The sequence below is a fragment of the Dolichospermum sp. DET69 genome (assembly GCA_017355425.1).
In the GTDB taxonomy this organism is placed as follows: Bacteria; Cyanobacteriota; Cyanobacteriia; order Cyanobacteriales; family Nostocaceae; genus Dolichospermum.
The window spans coordinates 2,841,378-2,858,951 of record CP070233.1 but is presented as its reverse complement, the minus strand read 5'-3'; the positions used below and the strand labels follow the sequence as shown (position 1 = coordinate 2,858,951).

At 39.6% G+C, this 17,574-nt stretch carries 12 protein-coding genes; 6 read left to right on the top strand and 6 right to left on the bottom strand.

Features of this window, described 5'->3' with window-relative positions; genetic code table 11:
- Positions 1–281: 281 nt before the first annotated feature.
- On the bottom strand, positions 282–539 hold the full coding sequence (locus EZY12_13085; GenBank protein QSX70401.1) for a hypothetical protein: 258 nt from the start codon (positions 537–539) through the stop codon (positions 282–284).
- Positions 540–748: 209 nt separating this feature from the next.
- On the opposite strand from EZY12_13085, the gene EZY12_13080 reads away from it, so the two are divergent.
- From EZY12_13080 to EZY12_13070, 3 genes are all read left to right on the top strand, one after another.
- A complete protein-coding gene (locus EZY12_13080) occupies positions 749–2,353 on the top strand; it encodes a carboxylate-amine ligase (protein QSX70652.1) in 1,605 nt (534 codons plus the stop codon).
- A gap of 216 nt (positions 2,354–2,569) precedes the next feature.
- Positions 2,570–4,279, top strand: coding sequence for a protein kinase (locus EZY12_13075; GenBank protein QSX70400.1), 1,710 nt, complete (start codon positions 2,570–2,572; stop codon positions 4,277–4,279).
- A 1,263-nt stretch (positions 4,280–5,542) separates the two neighbouring features.
- Complete coding sequence (locus EZY12_13070; protein ID QSX70399.1) at positions 5,543–6,751, top strand: NupC/NupG family nucleoside CNT transporter; 1,209 nt, start codon at positions 5,543–5,545, stop codon at positions 6,749–6,751.
- A 347-nt stretch (positions 6,752–7,098) separates the two neighbouring features.
- Here EZY12_13070 and EZY12_13065 read toward each other — a convergent pair whose 3' ends face one another.
- Positions 7,099–8,229: an AI-2E family transporter gene (locus EZY12_13065; protein ID QSX70398.1), complete on the bottom strand. Its 1,131-nt coding sequence runs from the start codon at positions 8,227–8,229 to the stop codon at positions 7,099–7,101.
- Positions 8,230–8,557: 328 nt separating this feature from the next.
- On the opposite strand from EZY12_13065, the gene EZY12_13060 reads away from it, so the two are divergent.
- Both EZY12_13060 and EZY12_13055 read left to right on the top strand, forming a co-directional pair.
- A complete protein-coding gene (locus EZY12_13060; GenBank protein ID QSX70397.1) occupies positions 8,558–8,917 on the top strand; it encodes a hypothetical protein in 360 nt (119 codons plus the stop codon).
- 166 nt (positions 8,918–9,083) lie between these two features.
- Positions 9,084–10,499, top strand: coding sequence for an LCP family protein (locus tag EZY12_13055; protein ID QSX70396.1), 1,416 nt, complete (start codon positions 9,084–9,086; stop codon positions 10,497–10,499).
- A 134-nt stretch (positions 10,500–10,633) separates the two neighbouring features.
- On the opposite strand, the gene EZY12_13050 is transcribed toward EZY12_13055, so the two are convergent.
- Entirely contained in the window at positions 10,634–13,162 is a 2,529-nt protein-coding gene (locus EZY12_13050; protein QSX70395.1) for a mannose-1-phosphate guanyltransferase, read from the bottom strand.
- A 274-nt stretch (positions 13,163–13,436) separates the two neighbouring features.
- Here EZY12_13050 and EZY12_13045 point away from each other — a divergent pair, with 274 nt between their 5' ends.
- Positions 13,437–13,625, top strand: coding sequence for a hypothetical protein (locus EZY12_13045; GenBank protein ID QSX70394.1), 189 nt, complete (start codon positions 13,437–13,439; stop codon positions 13,623–13,625).
- 330 nt (positions 13,626–13,955) lie between these two features.
- On the opposite strand, the gene EZY12_13040 is transcribed toward EZY12_13045, so the two are convergent.
- From EZY12_13040 to EZY12_13030, 3 genes are all read right to left on the bottom strand, one after another.
- The gene (locus EZY12_13040) at positions 13,956–14,225 is read right to left on the bottom strand and encodes a YciI family protein (protein QSX70393.1); all 270 of its coding nucleotides are present in this window, start codon (positions 14,223–14,225) and stop codon (positions 13,956–13,958) included.
- 685 nt (positions 14,226–14,910) lie between these two features.
- Positions 14,911–15,072 (bottom strand): hypothetical protein, encoded by a 162-nt coding sequence (locus EZY12_13035; protein ID QSX70392.1) that lies wholly within the window; start codon positions 15,070–15,072, stop codon positions 14,911–14,913.
- Positions 15,073–15,123: 51 nt separating this feature from the next.
- On the bottom strand, positions 15,124–17,559 hold the full coding sequence (locus EZY12_13030) for a phenylalanine--tRNA ligase subunit beta (GenBank protein ID QSX70391.1): 2,436 nt from the start codon (positions 17,557–17,559) through the stop codon (positions 15,124–15,126).
- Between the last annotated feature and the right edge of the window lie 15 nt (positions 17,560–17,574).

Genomic DNA, 17,574 nt, shown 5'->3' with positions numbered 1-17,574 from the left:
GAATACGACTTTCATGCTACAAAAATTCGGCATAAAAGGAAGTTCTTAGAGGGTGTTTGATAGCGTTCACGAAGTGTGCCGTATCCCTGCGGGAGCCGGAGGCATCAGGCATAGCGTGGCGTTAGCCATAAAGTATTAAATAAAACCAATAATCTCCAAAAACCTAACCCCCCTACCCCCCTTCCCTACAAGGGAATGGGGATTTTAAAGCCTCTCTCCTTATAGGGGAGAGGTTTACAAGATGGGTTAATTTATACCTTGAAAACTTTTAAAACATCCTCTTAAAGTTCTGATGCTGTTTCAGGAGCAATAATTTCTCCAGTCCCTAATTTTAATATCATATCCTGATCGGTAATCAGTTCTTTGAGTTCTTTAACTTGTAAATTCATTTTTTCACAAGCTTGGCGTAATTCTTGAGCAAATCTATTAATGTCATTCCCATAACCACACTGATAAGTAGCGGTTTCTATTCCTTGGTTAGCATTTGCTCTGGCACAATCTACTAATTCTGTATCATGTAATGGTTTTGGAGATGCCATAAGTGAATTTTTTAGTATTTATATATTCCCGTTCGCCGATAATATTAATTATTGACTATTTATTCATCTCTCTCTAGTCTCAGATCCCCGAATTCTTAAAGAATTCGGGGATCTGGTTATTCACAAGTTACAAAAAGATACATTAACAATTTCTATTGGCGCTCTTCCCTGGGGTATATATTAGGTAGGGAATGAGTACGAGAAGTAATATGGTGTCACTAAATATTCATAATTTTCAGGAAATTGGCAAATTTCGGGGTTTACAATTAACGTTACGCGATCGCTGGAAAACTAGCGAGTTATTCGATAATAGCGAAGCGGATATTTTAATTATTCCTTCTTTGAGTATAGATCAAGGAGAAATGCTCAAAGTTGAAGGATGTGAACATTACGAAGAAAGATTACTTTTTTCATTAATGCGGTTACGAAATCCCCGCACCAGATTAATTTATGTAACATCAATGCCACTTCATCCCAGCATTATTGACTATTATCTCCAATTACTTCCTGGTATTCCTTTTTCTCATGCCCGTCATCGTTTATTATTACTTTCTACTTATGATGCTTCTTTAAAACCTCTTAGTCAAAAAATATTAGAACGTCCTCGTTTATTGGAAAGAATTCATAAAGCTTTGCGATTAGATAAAGCTTTTATGGTGTGTTATAATTCTACATTTTGGGAATCAGAATTATCTCTAAAATTGGGTGTACCTTTATATGCGGCTGCACCAGATTTGCAAATTTGGGGAACAAAAAGTGGGAGTAGACAAATTTTCCAAGAAAGTGGTGTACCGCTGCCAGACGGTAGTGAATTGGTTAAAAATTCGGAAGATTTAGCTAATGTTGCGGCTGATTTGTGGGAACGTCAACCGACATTACAAAGAATGGTAATCAAGTTAAATGAAGGTTTTTCTGGAGAAGGAAATGCACTATTAGATTTAAGACCAATAATGGATGTTGCACCGGGAAAAGCTGATCATATTCAAAGGGTAGCAGTTATTAGTGATCGCTTCCCCAATTTACGTTTTCAATCTGTACAAGAAACCTGGGCAAATTTTTCTCAACGCATTCCTGAATTAGGGGCAATTGTGGAAGCTTTTATCGAAGGAGAAATCAAACATTCTCCTAGTGTGCAAGGCAGAATTACCCCAACTGGAGAAGTGGAAATTCTTTCTACCCATGATCAAATTTTAGGGGGCCCTGACGGACAAATTTATATAGGTTGTCGCTTTCCTGCGGATGAGAATTATCGCTGTGAATTACAGGAGTTAGGTTTAAAAGTTGGGGAAAAATTAGCTGAAAAGGGGGCTTTAGAAAGATTTGCAGTTGACTTTGTAACTGTTGACAAAGGTAATGGTCAATGGGATATTCAAGCCATTGAAATTAACCTCCGCAAAGGGGGAACAACTCACCCATTCATGACTTTAAAATTACTAACCAACGGACGTTATGATTTTTCCACTGGTTTATTTTATAGTCAGCAAGGCAGACCTAAATATTATATTGCCACAGACAACTTACAAAAAGCTAGTTATCAGGGATTATTACCCAATGATTTAATGGATATTATTGCCCACCACAGATTACATTTTGATAGTGGTACAGAAACAGGTACAGTATTTCATCTCATGGGTTGTCTTTCCCAGTTTGGTAAATTAGGATTAACAAGTATTGGTGATTCTCCCCAAGAAGCGGAAGATATTTATAATAAAGTCATTGAAGTTCTTGATCAAGAAACTAGCGGTGATCATAATAATCATGCTATATTCTCTGATTATAATTTTCCTATGACTGGAGATGGATATAGTTGTTAACAAAAAGTATGAAATTCTGATATCAGATCATTTTCAAATGTTCTGATACCCTTATTGATTTACTACTTCGCTTCTATATATAATAAGGCATTTGGAGACTAGCAACTTTCCGTATAGAAGCTTGAATGTAAAACTTTTATCTCTGATTCACAGGAATATCTACAACTAAAGCAAAATAGACGCTAAAATCGATCCAGCCTTTGTATTTTCGTGGTTTTGACCCAGATAACTCAGAGTGCAATTTACTGCATAAATCCTCATTGTCAACGTCCCTATCCTCAACCCTGGGGAAACAAATTCTGTAACAGTTGTGGCGCACCGCTGCATCTGTTAGATCGCTATTTCGCTATTAAACCGCTAGGTGCGGGAGGATTTGCCCAAATTTACGCGATTTGGGATGAAAAGACACAGACGGAAAAAGTGCTAAAGGTGCTGGTAGAGACTGCACCCAAGGCTCTGGAATTGTTCATTCAAGAAGCGGAAGTTTTAAGTAGTTTCCGTAGCCTTGGCGTGCCTAAAGTTGATGCTGATGGTTATTTTGAAGTTAACTTGATTAATCCTAAACCTGATCAATTACCCTGTTTGGTGATGGAAAAAATCAATGGCTACACATTAGAAGAAGTATTAATTAATTCTCCTCAAGGTTGTGCAGAAGATTTAGTGGTAGGTTGGTTTATTCAAGCCATGTTGATTTTGCAGGAATTACATAAACGCCAAATTATTCACCGGGACATTAAACCTTCTAATTTAATGTTGCGGACTTCCACACCCGTAAACCCTGCCAAAAGTGATCAATTGGTACTAATTGATTTTGGCGGTGCTAAACAATTTAGTGGTTCAGGTTTGCGATTCCTAGGTCGCGCTTCGCTATCGCATTCCACCTCTACACGCTTGTATTCTTCCGGCTATAGTCCTCAAGAACAAGTTCGCGGCGGAAATATTGGACCAACCGCAGATTTTTATGCCTTAGGACGGACAATGATTCAATTACTTACGGCCAAGTATCCGTCGGAATTGGAAGATGGTTTGACTGGGAAATTGCGCTGGCGTAATTACCGACAAATTAAACCAGAATTAGCAGATTTACTGGATGAAATGGTAGAAGATGATGTGCAATTACGTCCAGCCAATGCAGCCATTATTCATAAACGGTTACTAAGTATTTCAGCCCCATCTCCACGGGAAGGTTTATTGAGTAAAACAGGTAAATCTGCAATAAAATCAGTAACAGAACTTACTCAAGCTGTAACTAATACTACTTTATTTATAATTCAGGGAATATTCAAATTTTTATCAGCTTGTTTGGCGACTATTTGGGTCATGACTCTGACTAGTATCTGTGCGGGAATCGGGACAATAATGGGCTTTTTCCTGGCTTACCATACTAGTTTAGGCGATCGCTGGTTAGAATTACTAGCATATCAATTACCAACATTAGTCGAAAAGCAACCTTATATAGCAGCCGAAAGTATAGTTTATGGTTTTGCAGGTTTAGGAACAGGTTGGGGACTCACCTTATCAGGCTGTTTTGAACAAAAGCGCCGTTTTCTGATCACAGCTTCAATGGGCTTAATTGGTTATAGTTTAGGGTGGATAGCTTGTCAATTCATCACTAGTCAGAATCCTGCGGAAAGCTTGGTAACATGGATTTTAATATCACTTCCCCTCTTAACCCTCGGTTTAGGTCTTCGCAGTCATCAAATAGCTTACGCTGTTGTTGCTGGTTTAGGTAGCGCTAACTTGATAGCTATTTTCGTGCGTTTAGGATTGAAACTACATTTATTCCATTTTTCCAGTCAACCTCACGGGTTTGATGTATTTTCACCCATAGGTTTTTTTAGCTTGGTGAGTATTTTAATTAGTTTCTCCCTGAGTATAAGCCATTACCTAATTGTCCCTTGCTTACGGTGGCTTGGTTGGAGATAAACAATTAAAAATTTGGTATGACAAGATTACTCGGTATGCGTCAAGCTCAGTCACTTTAGTGCTGAGAGTGTCAACTAATTCTTCAATAACTGGATGTGTTCTGTTAAGATTTTGCCTAAGTGGGAATTACAGTAGAACAGGACACAAAACCACCTTTGGACTTGGACAAACTTGCTTAGAATAGCTCAAGTCATCTAAAGATGACTAAATATCCCAAAAAATCTTTAGTAAACTTTAGTTTACTTTGGTTATTAGCCCTGAAATTCATTTCTGGGCGGGTGCAGAAGCCAACAGATAAACTATTTTTAACTTAAGTTGACACCAATGAGCAGACCGTGACGTACTCCACACACTCCCTTTCAGGTGAGTGTGGGCAACGAGCGTGACTCCTAATCCGGACATTAACGTAGGGGCGTATAGCAATACGCCCCTAGACCGTGCGCCCCACGGTTCTTTGGTTTTGAGATTTGTTTTTTGTTTTGTAGGCTGCATTTGGAGCATTTAATTGGACTACACCTACTCTGGTCATAATCACATAAAATCAATATTTTGTACTCGCAGGGCGAGAAGCAAGCTACGTTTCGTCGCTGTAGCCTTCTTTGTTTTCGCTACGCTCAAATACAATTTGGGCTACGCAACTCAACTCACGTGCATTCATCCCACGCTCCTAAGAATGAGACGTGGGGCTTCTGCTGATTAAGCTAAAATACAGATACCCCAGGTTCATTTTTGCTGTGAACCCGGGGCATCCCATAATTGGTAGACTATAAATCTTTCGGTATACTGAAGTTGAAACTAATATACACTCTTTATTCCCATTTGCATAGTTCTGTAATAACAATTTATTTAATTTTTGTATCTTTTTAATTATTTTTTTATATTTACGGTCATAAAACCAGCAAATATCCTGTCTTATCTTCTTCCTTCTTCCCTCTTCCTTCGCGTTCTTCGCTCCTATATCCCTCCGGTCCCGTCCTACGGTGTACACACATCTCTAGACAGGATGCTAAACGTGATCCGATCCCCCTAAATCCCCCTTAAAAAGGGGGACTTTGAAGAATTTAGCCCCCCTTTTTAAGGGGGGTTGGGGGGATCTAAACGTTGTGGGGCAACTCTAGAAGACTTGTGTGTACACCGTAGCCGGTCCCGTCAGGGATACGTGGTTCATTTAATCTATATTCTTCCGGTAGCAAAGGAATAGTAATCTCAAATTAAGTTATTCTCAAGCGTATTCGCCAAAAATATTGAAACAAAATATCAAACATGGAACGCGCTATTTCATTTCTAGGTATCTGCGTTTTTATCGGTATATCCTACGCCCTTTCTGTTAACCGTCATGGTGTGCGTTGGCGAACAGTCGCCTGGGGATTAGGGTTAGAATTTATACTGGCTGTAGTCATTCTCAAAACTTCTTGGGGTTTGAATGTATTTAAATCATTAGGAAATATAGTTGGTAATTTTTTAGCATTTTCTGATGTCGGTGCAAAATTTGTCTTTGGTGAAAACTTCAAAGATCATCTTTTTGCATTTCAAATTCTGCCCACAATTATCTTTTTCTCATCATTTATTAGTGTTCTGTACTACTATGGCATTTTGCAAAGAGTTGTCAATGTCCTAGCATGGTTAATGATGAAAACCATGAAAACATCGGGTTCGGAATCTTTATCCTGTGCTGGAAATATCTTCTTAGGACCAACAGAAGCAGCACTCATGGTCAAACCCTATGTAGCAAGTATGACGCAATCTGAATTACACGCTGTCATGACTGGTGGTTTTGCTACCATTGCTGGAGGTGTACTAGGTGCTTATTTGTCCTTTGGGATTCCCCCAGAACATTTAATTGCTGCTTTTTTTATGACTTCTCCCGTTGCCTTGATAGTATCAAAAATAATGTATCCAGAAACAGAAGTATCGGAAACTACTGGAAAAATCAATATAGATATCAAGAATAATTATGTTAATGTTATTGATGCTGCGACTTCTGGGGCAATTGATGGCGTAAAATTAGCAGTTAACGTTGGGGTAATCATCATTGCTTTTTTGAGTTTATTGGCCGCTGTTAATGCTAGTTTAAGTTGGTTAGGAACTTTTGTAGGTTGTCCGCAATTATCACTAGAATGGATGTTATCTTTTATTATGTTTCCTGTAGCCTGGTTGATGGGTATACCTTGGGCTGACTGTGGACAAGTTGGGGCATTATTGGGTAAAAAGACGATTCTTAATGAATTTATCGCCTATTTGGATTTAGGACAATTGATTAAGAAACAAGAAATTTCTCAACGTTCAGCAATTATTGCGACTTATGCTTTATGTAATTTTGCTAATATTGGCTCAATTGGAATTACTATTGGTGGAATGACAGGAATAGCACCTAACCGCCAACAAGACTTAGCCCGGATGGGTGTAAGGACAATGATTGGCGGATTATTGGCGGGTTTTATTACTGCGGGAATTGCGGGAATTTTGATTTAGAGAACTCCACAAAAAAATAAACTGCTTGCAGCGGCACTAGTTCTACGCTATCCAATCTTGTGGGATGGGCATCTGCTCCCTCCTCATATTATGAGCAGGCAAGATGCCTGCACCACAAGAAATTTTGGGATATTTTTTTATTTGAAAGTCTCTTAACAAAGTAAACATAATAAAAACGATATATGTTTAGTTTTGTGAAAACCGTGAAACGACGTATTTGCAAGGCATTCATTGAATTTACATTTCGTCATATACCTTTAATTTTTTCTGTTTACCTACTTAGATAGAAATAATATTGGATTTTGGAAATATCCGGTGGGCATTGCCCACCTTACTGCTAACTCCTGTTACAAGTTGATTTGAGGAATATTCAAGGAATTATTATTTTCTATTAAAGAAGAGTCTTGTGTATCAAGATTAAGCGCTGAGGGACGAATGGCACTGATGATGCTTTTAATGACAACAGCGCAGGGGACAGCAACAATTACTCCTAAAAGTCCGCCAACTCTCGCTCCAGTTAAGACAGAAATTAAAATCCAAACGGGGTTCAAACCCGTAAAACTTCCTAAAATGCGAGGTGCAATCAGATTTTCGAGAATTTGCTGCACTATTACGGCAGCTATTAATACTCTCACTCCCATAGAAACGTCTTGAAGTGAAACTAAAGTGGTTGTCAGGGCGATACCCACAGAACCACCAAAGGGGATAAGTGCCATGATGCCAATAGTTAACCCAAATAATAGACCAAAGGGAACTTTCAGCCACAAAAAGGTGGGAATCAGGGCTGAAGCCATACAGGTTGATAAGATTAATTGGGTGATAAAAAAGTTTTGAAAGCTTAAACGGACTGTTTGAGAAAAGGGATTACGAAATTTAGCGGGTAGCCATTCTACTAAACTTTGCCAAAGTTCTCCACCATGTTGTAATAAATAAAAGGTTAATACCATTGTCAGGAGGAAATCTAGCAAACTGGTAACAGTTATGACAGCTAAATTTAGTACCTGTCCGGCGATCGCCTGTAATTGTCCTTTGACGCGATCATTGATCTGTGCAGCTAAAGCATCAAGATTGATTGGTAAACCGGCACCTTCTGCTTTTTCATTGAGGATCATTAATTGAGAACGTCCTGAATCAATTAATTCTGGTAGACGTGCTACCAGTTGTTGGGCTTGAGTCAGGGCGAGAGGAAACAGGGTGACACCTAGAGCTAATAAAATGGATAATGCTAACAAAAATACCAAGATGGCTACTTGTTCTCGTTTTGCTCCGTGATTTTCCATCCAACTCACGGGGTAGCTGAGGAGAAATGCTAATACGGAAGCGCCGACTAAAATAACAATCAGGGAATGAAAATAATTGAAAATTGCGGCAATAGCCCAACCATTAAGAACTAATAGGGGCGCAAGTAGGGCGATCGCTAAAAATCTGGCTATAGGTGTCAGTGTTTGCCACCAATTGAGTAGCTTGCGTGTCTGCATTTTTAAATAATTACACTATAGAACTCAGGCGATTTCTTCTGTACAGAGTATCAATCCCATTGAGGCTGGTAATGGGTAATTGAAGTTGACAATTGCCCCTTGCCTCATGGGTAACTTAGGTTATTATAGGACTCCTATTTGATTTTTGATAGCTTGGGTGGCGTAGCCATACTGTAGGTAGAGTGAGTATTGCTGATTAAAACCCACATAAGGTGGGCATTGCCCACCCTACACTAGTTATTATTGTTTAGGAATCGTTTAAGATTTCTATATCTCTAATTTAATAACTATTATTTACCATCTCTAGTTTATGATCACATCAACCACTATGAATAACTTGCCCCCAAAAGATACAGACATATCAAAAACACAACTCATTTTATATTTGATTCCCATTGTCGGCTTTTTTCCCTCACTTTGGACTCTGTACCAGCATCAGGGTAGCCGGGAACAACTGACAGTCAGTCGTTTGTCTATTACCTTAGCTTTTATATGGATGTCAGGTTATCTATTGTTAACTACTGGGGCGGCAACAGATTTTTTGACACTGCGCTTGTTAATCCTGAATAGTTTCTTGACTTCTGGTTATTTTTTAGTAAGTGTGTGGTTAATTTTTCGGATTATTCAAGGCAAATCTTCCCGTTTACCAGGATTTAGTAACTTAGCGGAACGAGTATGGCGTAAGTAGAAGAATGATAATTGGTAATTCTTCTTTCTCCTAACTCAGTGAATCCTGAAATTTAGAAGTTTTATATAGCAAACTGATGAGGAGTTGGCTATTATAGTCTGATTTGTCTTAGATATGTTGAGTCGGCAAATTGAGTTTATTTAAAATCGTAGGTGAGAGGAAGTCTGTGACTAGTCAAAAAACATCAGCAGCACAACAAAGAGCCGCAAAAGCTAAATATAATCAGGGTAAAGGGAAAAAGTCTCGCCCATCAAAATCGAAACGGTGGCTATGGTTTGCGGTGGGTATGGGGGGGATTGCCATAGTATCAGGAATTGCTGGGGCGCTATTGGCGGTTTCTTGGGAAAGTACGCCTTTGCAACAAGCTCAACTCAGTCCTCAGGAAGAGGCGGTATTTGATGGCGATAGTATTTCTGGTAATGGGTTACAATTTTCCCAACTGACTCGCCCTGTTAATATCCTCCTACTGGGTATGAGTGTGCTACCTCCAGACGTACAAAACGCACCTGCCGAAACTAAAAATCTGAGATATCATCCGCAAATTAATTCTTTTGACGGTCTTTCTGATGTGATGCTGTTGATCAAATTTGATCCAGAGACAAAGAAAATAGTCATGCTTTCTGTGCCTAGAGATACCCGCACAGAAATTGAAGGCCATGGGGTGAAGAAAATTAATGCTGCTAATGCGGAGGGGGGTCCGGCTTTAACTGCGAAAAGCGTTAGTAATCTTTTGGGTGGGGTAGGAATTGATCGTTACGTCCGTATTAATGTTTTGGGCGTTAGTAAGCTAATTGAAGCTTTGGGGGGAGTGAATATCTATGTCCCCAAAAATATGAAATATCGGGATGATTCCCAGCATTTATACATCAATTTAAAAGCGGGTCAACAACATCTCAATGGTGAACAAGCGTTGCAATTACTGCGCTATCGTCATGATGAACTGGGCGATATTGGTCGCATTCAGCGCCAGCAAATGGTATTGCGGTCCTTAATTGAACAAACTCTGAACCCGACAACCATCACCCGATTACCAGATATTCTCAATGTTGTTAAAGAAAATATTGATACTAACTTATCTGTCGAGGAATTAGTAGCACTAACTGGTTTTGGCTCAAAAATCAATCGCTCGAATATGCAAATGTTAATGCTACCTGGGCGCTTTAGCGAAAATCATGAGTTTGATGCCAGCTACTGGGTTCCAGATGGGCGGAATATTGCTAAATTAATGACACAGCACTTTGGTTTAGAAGCCAAGACGGCAGAAACATCGTCCAGTGATCCTAGTCGTCTACGTGTAGCTATTCAAGATAGTACAGGAGGCGACCGCTCTCAGTTACGCCCTCTAATTAAATCATTGGAAAAAGCCGGATATACCAATATCTTTTTCTCTAAACCCTGGGGACAACCTTTAGATACAACCCATATTGTGGCACAACAAGGAGATGGAGATAGCGCGGAATCAGTGCGGAGTTTGTTGGGATTTGGGGAAGTGCGCGTAGAAAGCACTGGTAATATTGGTTCAGATATTACTATTCAAGTGGGTAAAGATTGGCTTCAAAACCAGGCTATTTTTAACAATTAATTCTACCCGTCCCTAATCACAAAAAGCTTGTAGGGTGCGTTAATGAAATGTAACGCACATATTCCCTGCTCATAATCAAGGACGGGCAAGATGCCCATCCCACAAGATTGGATCATTTATTTTTTGGTATCTTCTTACATATCTAATCGGTAATTTTCCTGTTCTCGTTCCACAAAATACTGGACACGGGCGCGGTAGTCTTTGAGGGTTTCGTCAACCCAATCCCGATCGCTACTGTTAACATAGAGATGAACTAGCGGCTCACTGGCATCTGGTAAAACTAACAGCCAATTGTCATCATAGGGTTGACGGATTTTCACACCATCAATTAATTCCAAATTTTGGGCGGGGTGAGTTTCTACCAAATACCGCATGAGCGCCCCCTTAGCCGTCCAAGGACAGCGGACTGTATAGGTGCGATGAATCACACGGGGTAATTCCGAACGCACGGTTGCCAGCGATCGCTCTTGAATGGTTAACATTTCGATCAGCTTGGCAATACAGAACATGGAATCAAAACCTGGATGTAGTTGGGGGAAAATAAATCCAGTTTCACCACTACCACCTAAAACCACATTGGGATTTTTCTGACAAGCTTCCATTAAAGCCGTTGGATTAGCCTTAGTGCGAATCACCTTACCATCATGACGATGGGCGACTAATTCCACCGCACTAGAAGCATGAACCGGGACAACTACGGAACTTCTAGGATTAGCAGTTAACATCATATCCACCATCAATGCCGTCAGCATTTCCCCGCGAATAGAAAAACCCGATTCATCAACTAAAATCAGTTGTTCCCCATTAGCGGATACTTGCACCCCAAAATTAGCATTTACCGCTTCCACCACGTGGCCTAATTGAGTTAGCAGTCCTTCCCTGTCAGTGTTAGAAATTGCCGTTTTATTCACACTAGCATTTAGCACCACTGCATCAGCCCCAAATTTATCCAGCATTTGCGGTAAAACTGCCCCAGACACCGCGTAAACATAGTCAATTACCACCTTTGCCCGACTATTACGCAGAGTGTCCACATTCAATAACTTTTCAAAAGCCTTGCCATAGCAATCCATTAATTGGCTAGAATATACAACATCACCAATTTCATGACTTTGAGAACGCCGCATATCTTCTTTAAAATACGCCCCTTCAATTTTCTTTTCTTGGGCTTTAGAGATATTAATTCCCTTAATATCCATAAATTCAATTAAGATATAATCGCGGCGTTCTGGGTGAACGCGGACATGAATACCCCCAGCTACTGACATTGTGGGGATCACAGTTCGAGCGATGGGAATAGCTGTAGTATCTAGGTTTTGGACATCCACACCTACAGACATTAAACCAGCAATTAAAGAACGTGTCACCATCCGCGAAACATTGCGTTGGTCACGGGAAACTGTCACCATTGAACCAGGTTTCAAAGTTGAACCATAAGCCGCCCCCAACTTCACTGCAAACTCTGGGGTAATATCAATATTTGCTAATCCCTGTACCCCCCGCTGTCCAAATAAATTCCGTTGGGCAGTATTTCCCCAAATCAAATTAATATTTAAAATAGCCCCGGACTCAATCTTTTTACTGGGCCACACCCTCACCCCAGGGCTAATTTGCGCCTCTTCTCCTACTGTAGACAGGGAACCCACTACAGCCGCTTCTAAGACATGGGCGCGTCTATCTACACGAGTTCCACGGGCAATTACGCAAGCTGATAAATGGGCTTCTTCCCCAATAATTGCCCCATTCCAAATAATTGGCCGCTTCAAATGAGCATCAGCACCAATTGTTACATTATCACCAATCACCGTTCCATCTTCAATTTGTACCCGCGCCCCAATGCGGCAATTGCTACCAATTACCGCTGGGCTTTCAATCTTGGCTGTAGGATCAATATAAGTATTTTGTCCTACCCATAAACCGGGAGCGATTTCTGGATAAGCCACCTCTAGCTTGACTTTCCTATCCAAAGCATCATATTGGGCTTCTCTGTATGCATCCAAATGACCCACATCACACCAATATCCGTCGGCAACATAACCATAAATCGGCTCGTTTTTATCTAGTAATAAGGGAAATAAATCTTTAGAAAAGTCGCATTCCGTATGTTCTGGTAAATAGTCTAAAACTTCTGGTTCTAAAATATAAGTGCCAGTGTTGACGGTATCAGAAAAAATTTCACTGGTGGAAGGTTTTTCTAAAAATCGGTTAATGCGTCCTTCTTTATCTGTAATTACTACCCCAAATTCAATAGGGTTAGGCACACGGGTTAAAATTAAAGTAGCTTTTGATTGTTTTTGTTTATGAAATTCAATAGCCGCAGTCAGATCAAAGTCTGTGATACTATCACCGCTAATAACTAAAAAAGTTTCATCCAACAGTTCAGCGATATTTTTGACACAACCTGCTGTTCCCAATGGTTGATCTTCTTCAACTGCATAGGTCATTTGTATGCCAAAATCACCACCATCTTGGAAGTAATCACGCAGAACATCTGGTAAATAATGCAATGTAGCAATTACTTCATAAATCTGATGTCTTTTGAGGAGATTGATAATGTGTTCAGCAATGGGACGATTTAAGATCGGCACCATTGGTTTGGGTAAATCGCAAGTCAAAGGACGTAATCGCGTTCCCGAACCACCTGCCATTAAGACTGCACGCATAAATCCTCCTGAACTTGACTAAAATTATGATGTTTTTCTTCCTTTAGTCTCATACAGATATTAGGATTTAAGGAACTTCCGCTAGAAATATCTGTTAAAATAATTCAAAATTCAATATTAATATAATATAAGATCAGTAATTAAGGAAGTTGATATAGGAATCCGGTTTGATTCGGTGAGCCTACTCATAGAGGTAGGGAACACCGGAACAGGGAAAGAAGGAATAAAGGAATACTGAGTTTCGTTCAAAAATCAAATAGGAGCTATAGTTATCATGAATTTACTTATTTTTGGCCTAATTGTAGTTTACATCGGTGGTGTATGGAAATTCTCAACTGGATTTGGCAGAACTAATTTTAATCAAACTTTATTTAATCGTATCGGTTTGGCTGTGCTATGGCCTGCTTTATTTTTAGCTAATCCATCCTATCGTCGCAATTTTCAAAAGGCACTAAAGGGTTAGGGCGGGGTAATTTGAGAAATAATAGCGATTCTATCACTTGTGTGTACACCGTAGCCTTGGAAATGGGGGAAATCGGAAAAATTAGTTCCCTCCCCAACACATTCTCCGGTGTACACACAAGTTAAATTACCCCCCTTAATCCCCCCGATGTATTTGGGGGAAACCGGAAAATCAAGTCCCCTCCCCTTTACAAGGGGAGGGTTAGGGTGGGGTAATTTAAGAAATAATAGTCATCAGATCACTTGTGTGTACACCGTAGCCTTATCAAAGGGGGATTAAGGGCGGTAATAAATATTTGATACATCATCCAGGACTTGTTCATTCATCCTCTTAAAAAGCCTGAATCCATTCTTTAACAAAATACTCTGTCCAAATGCCGTTTTGCCAATAGGGATCTGATTCTACTAATTGACGAACGGTGTTTTCGTCTTGGGCTTCGTAAAGGGCAAAAACTTGAGTTACATCTTTTGTGGGGCCAATGGTAATCAAAATCCCAGATTCTTTCTGTTTGGCTAATCCAGCTAAATGGGCTTGACGATAGGGTTCACGTTTGCTTAAAACGTCTTCGCAATAGCTTCCCCATAGAATGTATTTTGTCATAATTATTTGTTATTGATATTTGTTAGGAGAATACAGCAACTTTATCTGAATTTTTGACTATTTCAGGAAAATTCTACCAGACTTGGTGATTTTTTCTTTTAAGTATTGTCATTTTAACACTTTTAATACATAAAATTGTCAACTTTTATGCTTTTAGAACTGACGCACTGTACTAATTAACCATAGTGGATTATGAATAACGTGATACTAGGCGTTATGACAAATACAGACCAGTTTAGTACGTAAAAATACAAAAAAAATTATTCAAAATCATAAATACGTGATATATAAATTAATATGCGTGAATACGTAAGTGAGTAAATAAGTAAACAAGTAAACAAGTAAAGATGGTGCATTCATGATTAAATTACTGGTTTTCGTCATACCTATTTATTTAATAGTTTATCTTGGTTATGGTTGGAAATTTTGGTATGGGTTTGGGTGGACTACTTATCATAAAACTCTGTCTAATCGGATCAAACTTACGTCGCTATGGCCTGTTTTATTTTGCGTTAATAGAAGATTTCGCCGCAATTTTAAAAGGGCTATGAGACAATATTAATAGTAATTAAAAATCAACTATGGTGTCAACAGACCTTGTGCGCGATTTTCAAAAGCACATAAATATACAATTTAATTGATAATTAATAATGTTAATTATCAATTATTCAGGGCTATTTCATTCTCAACATAATCCGCCCAGAACTGATAGCGTAGCGTGGCGTAAGCCATAGTTCAGGGCTAATAATTCAAGTCCGTTAAAACGGACTATAAACTTTCCTTTAGTCGTCTTGAGACGACTTTTGCTATGAGACATGGCTTCGCCACGCAAGCTATCAGAATTCATTCTGAAGCGGGTTAAATAAGAATGAAATAGCCCAGATCAATTATTAATTAATTAACTTCTGAGACTAACACCAAATTTCTCAACTAAAGCTGTCCTTACTTGATCATGAACTGGTTCAATTTCATTTTCCGTGAGAGTGCGATCGCTTGCACGATAAACTAAACGAAAGGCTAAACTGCGTTGTCCTGTGGGAACGTGTTCACCGCGATATTCATCAAATAATTCCACCGAATTTAATAACCCCTTCCCAGCTTTATTAATCACCTTTTCCAGTTCAGAAACTGTCACCTTTATCGGGGCAAAAAATGCCAAATCCCGATCACTGGCTGGATAGGTAGAATAGGAACTGAATTTGGGAACTAGTAAATCATCATGATCCCAAGCATCTAACAGGGTATCTAAATCCAATTGAAACACATAAACGGCTTCTGGTAAATCTTTTTCGCGGCGTAATTGGGGGTGAACTTGTCCAAATGTCCCTAGTCTCTTACCCTTTACCCACAATGAAGCTGTGCGTCCAGGATGTAAGCGAGAATCTCTATTTTCGGGTTGAAATTCTACCACTAATTTCAGTTGTTTAAAGACACTTTCTAAAATACCTTTGGCTTCAAACCAAGTTGATGGTTCTTCCTTACCACCCCGTGACCATTTACCAGAAGTTATATCACCACCGATAATCCCAGCCAGCATTTCTGCTTCTTCTAAACCATCTTCTTCGCGCCAGAAAACGCGCCCGATTTCAAAACCATTTAATGCTCCATTTCCCTGGGCTATATTGTATTGAAAAGCATCAATTAAACCAGAAATTAAATCAGTTCGCAATGCTGAATATTCGGCAAATAAAGGGTTACTTAAAACAATCTGTTTATCTTCCCCTGGTTTGACCAAAGAATAATGAATTAATTCTGTCAAACCTTCAGCCCGTAAATAACTGCGTAACCTGCGAATTAATTCTTGATCGAAAGATAGATAACCAGCTTCAGATTTTTCTGGTAAAGTATCACAGAATTTATCATAACCATATAAACGAGCAATTTCTTCAATTAAATCAATTTCCCGTTCTAAATCTCGGTAACGATAGGGAGGTACTTTTACTATCCAATTCCGGTCATTAGTTTTTACCAATTCACAGCCTAAAGCGGTGAGAATTTTTTCTACATCTTCTGGTTGTAGTTCTCCTGTTTCCGCTCCTAATTCAATGGGGCCTAGGACTTCATTAACTTTATCTAAACGCAGGCTAATAGAATGGGACCAGGTAGAAGTATCAGGACGAGAATCAGAAATTTCTTGCTGAACAATTACCCCGGCTGCTAATTCACTAATTAAAGCTAACGCGCGGTTACAAGCTATTTCTAATTCTGCGCGATTTACGCCTCTTTCATATCTGCCAGAAGCCTCACTTCTTAACCCCACACTGCGAGAAGAACGCCGAATAGCGACAGAATCAAATATTGCAGCTTCTAAAACTAAACTTTGTGTACCTTCATGAACTTCTGTTTCTTCACCACCCATAACACCTGCTAAAGCCACTGCTTGATTACCAGCGGTAATTAATAAGTTTTGGGTGGATAAAGTGCGGTTATTTCCATCTAAGGTTTTTAAAGTTTCGACCGTTTCTGCAAACCGCACACCAATTGTTAAATTTTCTGTTCCAGCTACAGATTGTAAACGCTCTTTGTCGAAAGCGTGGAGAGGTTGTCCTCTTTCTAATAAAACGTAGTTTGTGATATCTACGACATTATTAATTGGTCTGACTCCCGCAGCCCGTAACCGCTGTTGTAACCATTCAGGAGAAGGGGCAATTTTTATTTGTTCGACAACAGTACCAATATAAGCGGGACAGGCTTGGGTTTCAGAAATTTTTAAAGTGAGATTTTTTGCAGTTTTGCTATTTTCCACTTCTGCAATTTGGGGAATTGATAATTTTCCCCCAGTTAAAGCTGCAACTTCCCGCGCAATACCCACCATAGATAACGCGTCAGCACGGTTAGCGGTAGCGGTGACATCTAAAATTACATCTTCCAAACCCAACAGGGGACGCACGTCACTACCCAAAACCATATTTTCTTCAGGGAAGATATGAATACCGTCAATATCAGTGGGTAAACCCAGTTCTTTTAAAGAACATATCATCCCATTGGAGGGAACACCACGCAGTTTTGCAGGTTTGATTTTTAAATCAATGTTGGGTAAATAAGTTCCTGTGGTGGCTACGGGAACATAGATATCTGCGCGGACGTTCCCAGCACCGCAGACAATATTTACAGTCTCAGCAGCACCAATATCTACTGTGCAAACGCTCAATTTGTCTGCGTTAGGGTGTGGTTGACGTTCTAGGACTCGTCCCACAACTACACCATCAGCCCAAGTGCGACGATCTTCTATATCTTCTACTTCAAACCCTGCCATTGTCAATGTTTCCGCTAGTTCTTCGGGGGTGAGTTTGATTTCTACGAGTTCTTTTAACCAGTTTAGAGAAATACGCATGGAGTCTGTTTGGAT

Coding starts and splice junctions, on each gene's coding strand:
- EZY12_13085 (QSX70401.1), bottom strand. CDS start 539: ATGGCATCTCCAAAACCATTACATGATACAGAATTAGTAGATTGTGCC.
- EZY12_13065 (QSX70398.1), bottom strand. CDS start 8,229: ATGCAGACACGCAAGCTACTCAATTGGTGGCAAACACTGACACCTATA.
- EZY12_13030 (QSX70391.1), bottom strand. CDS start 17,559: ATGCGTATTTCTCTAAACTGGTTAAAAGAACTCGTAGAAATCAAACTC.
- EZY12_13035 (QSX70392.1), bottom strand. CDS start 15,072: ATGAATTCTGATAGCTTGCGTGGCGAAGCCATGTCTCATAGCAAAAGT.
- EZY12_13050 (QSX70395.1), bottom strand. CDS start 13,162: ATGCGTGCAGTCTTAATGGCAGGTGGTTCGGGAACGCGATTACGTCCT.
- EZY12_13045 (QSX70394.1), top strand. CDS start 13,437: ATGAATTTACTTATTTTTGGCCTAATTGTAGTTTACATCGGTGGTGTA.
- EZY12_13060 (QSX70397.1), top strand. CDS start 8,558: ATGAATAACTTGCCCCCAAAAGATACAGACATATCAAAAACACAACTC.
- EZY12_13080 (QSX70652.1), top strand. CDS start 749: ATGGTGTCACTAAATATTCATAATTTTCAGGAAATTGGCAAATTTCGG.
- EZY12_13040 (QSX70393.1), bottom strand. CDS start 14,225: ATGACAAAATACATTCTATGGGGAAGCTATTGCGAAGACGTTTTAAGC.
- EZY12_13070 (QSX70399.1), top strand. CDS start 5,543: ATGGAACGCGCTATTTCATTTCTAGGTATCTGCGTTTTTATCGGTATA.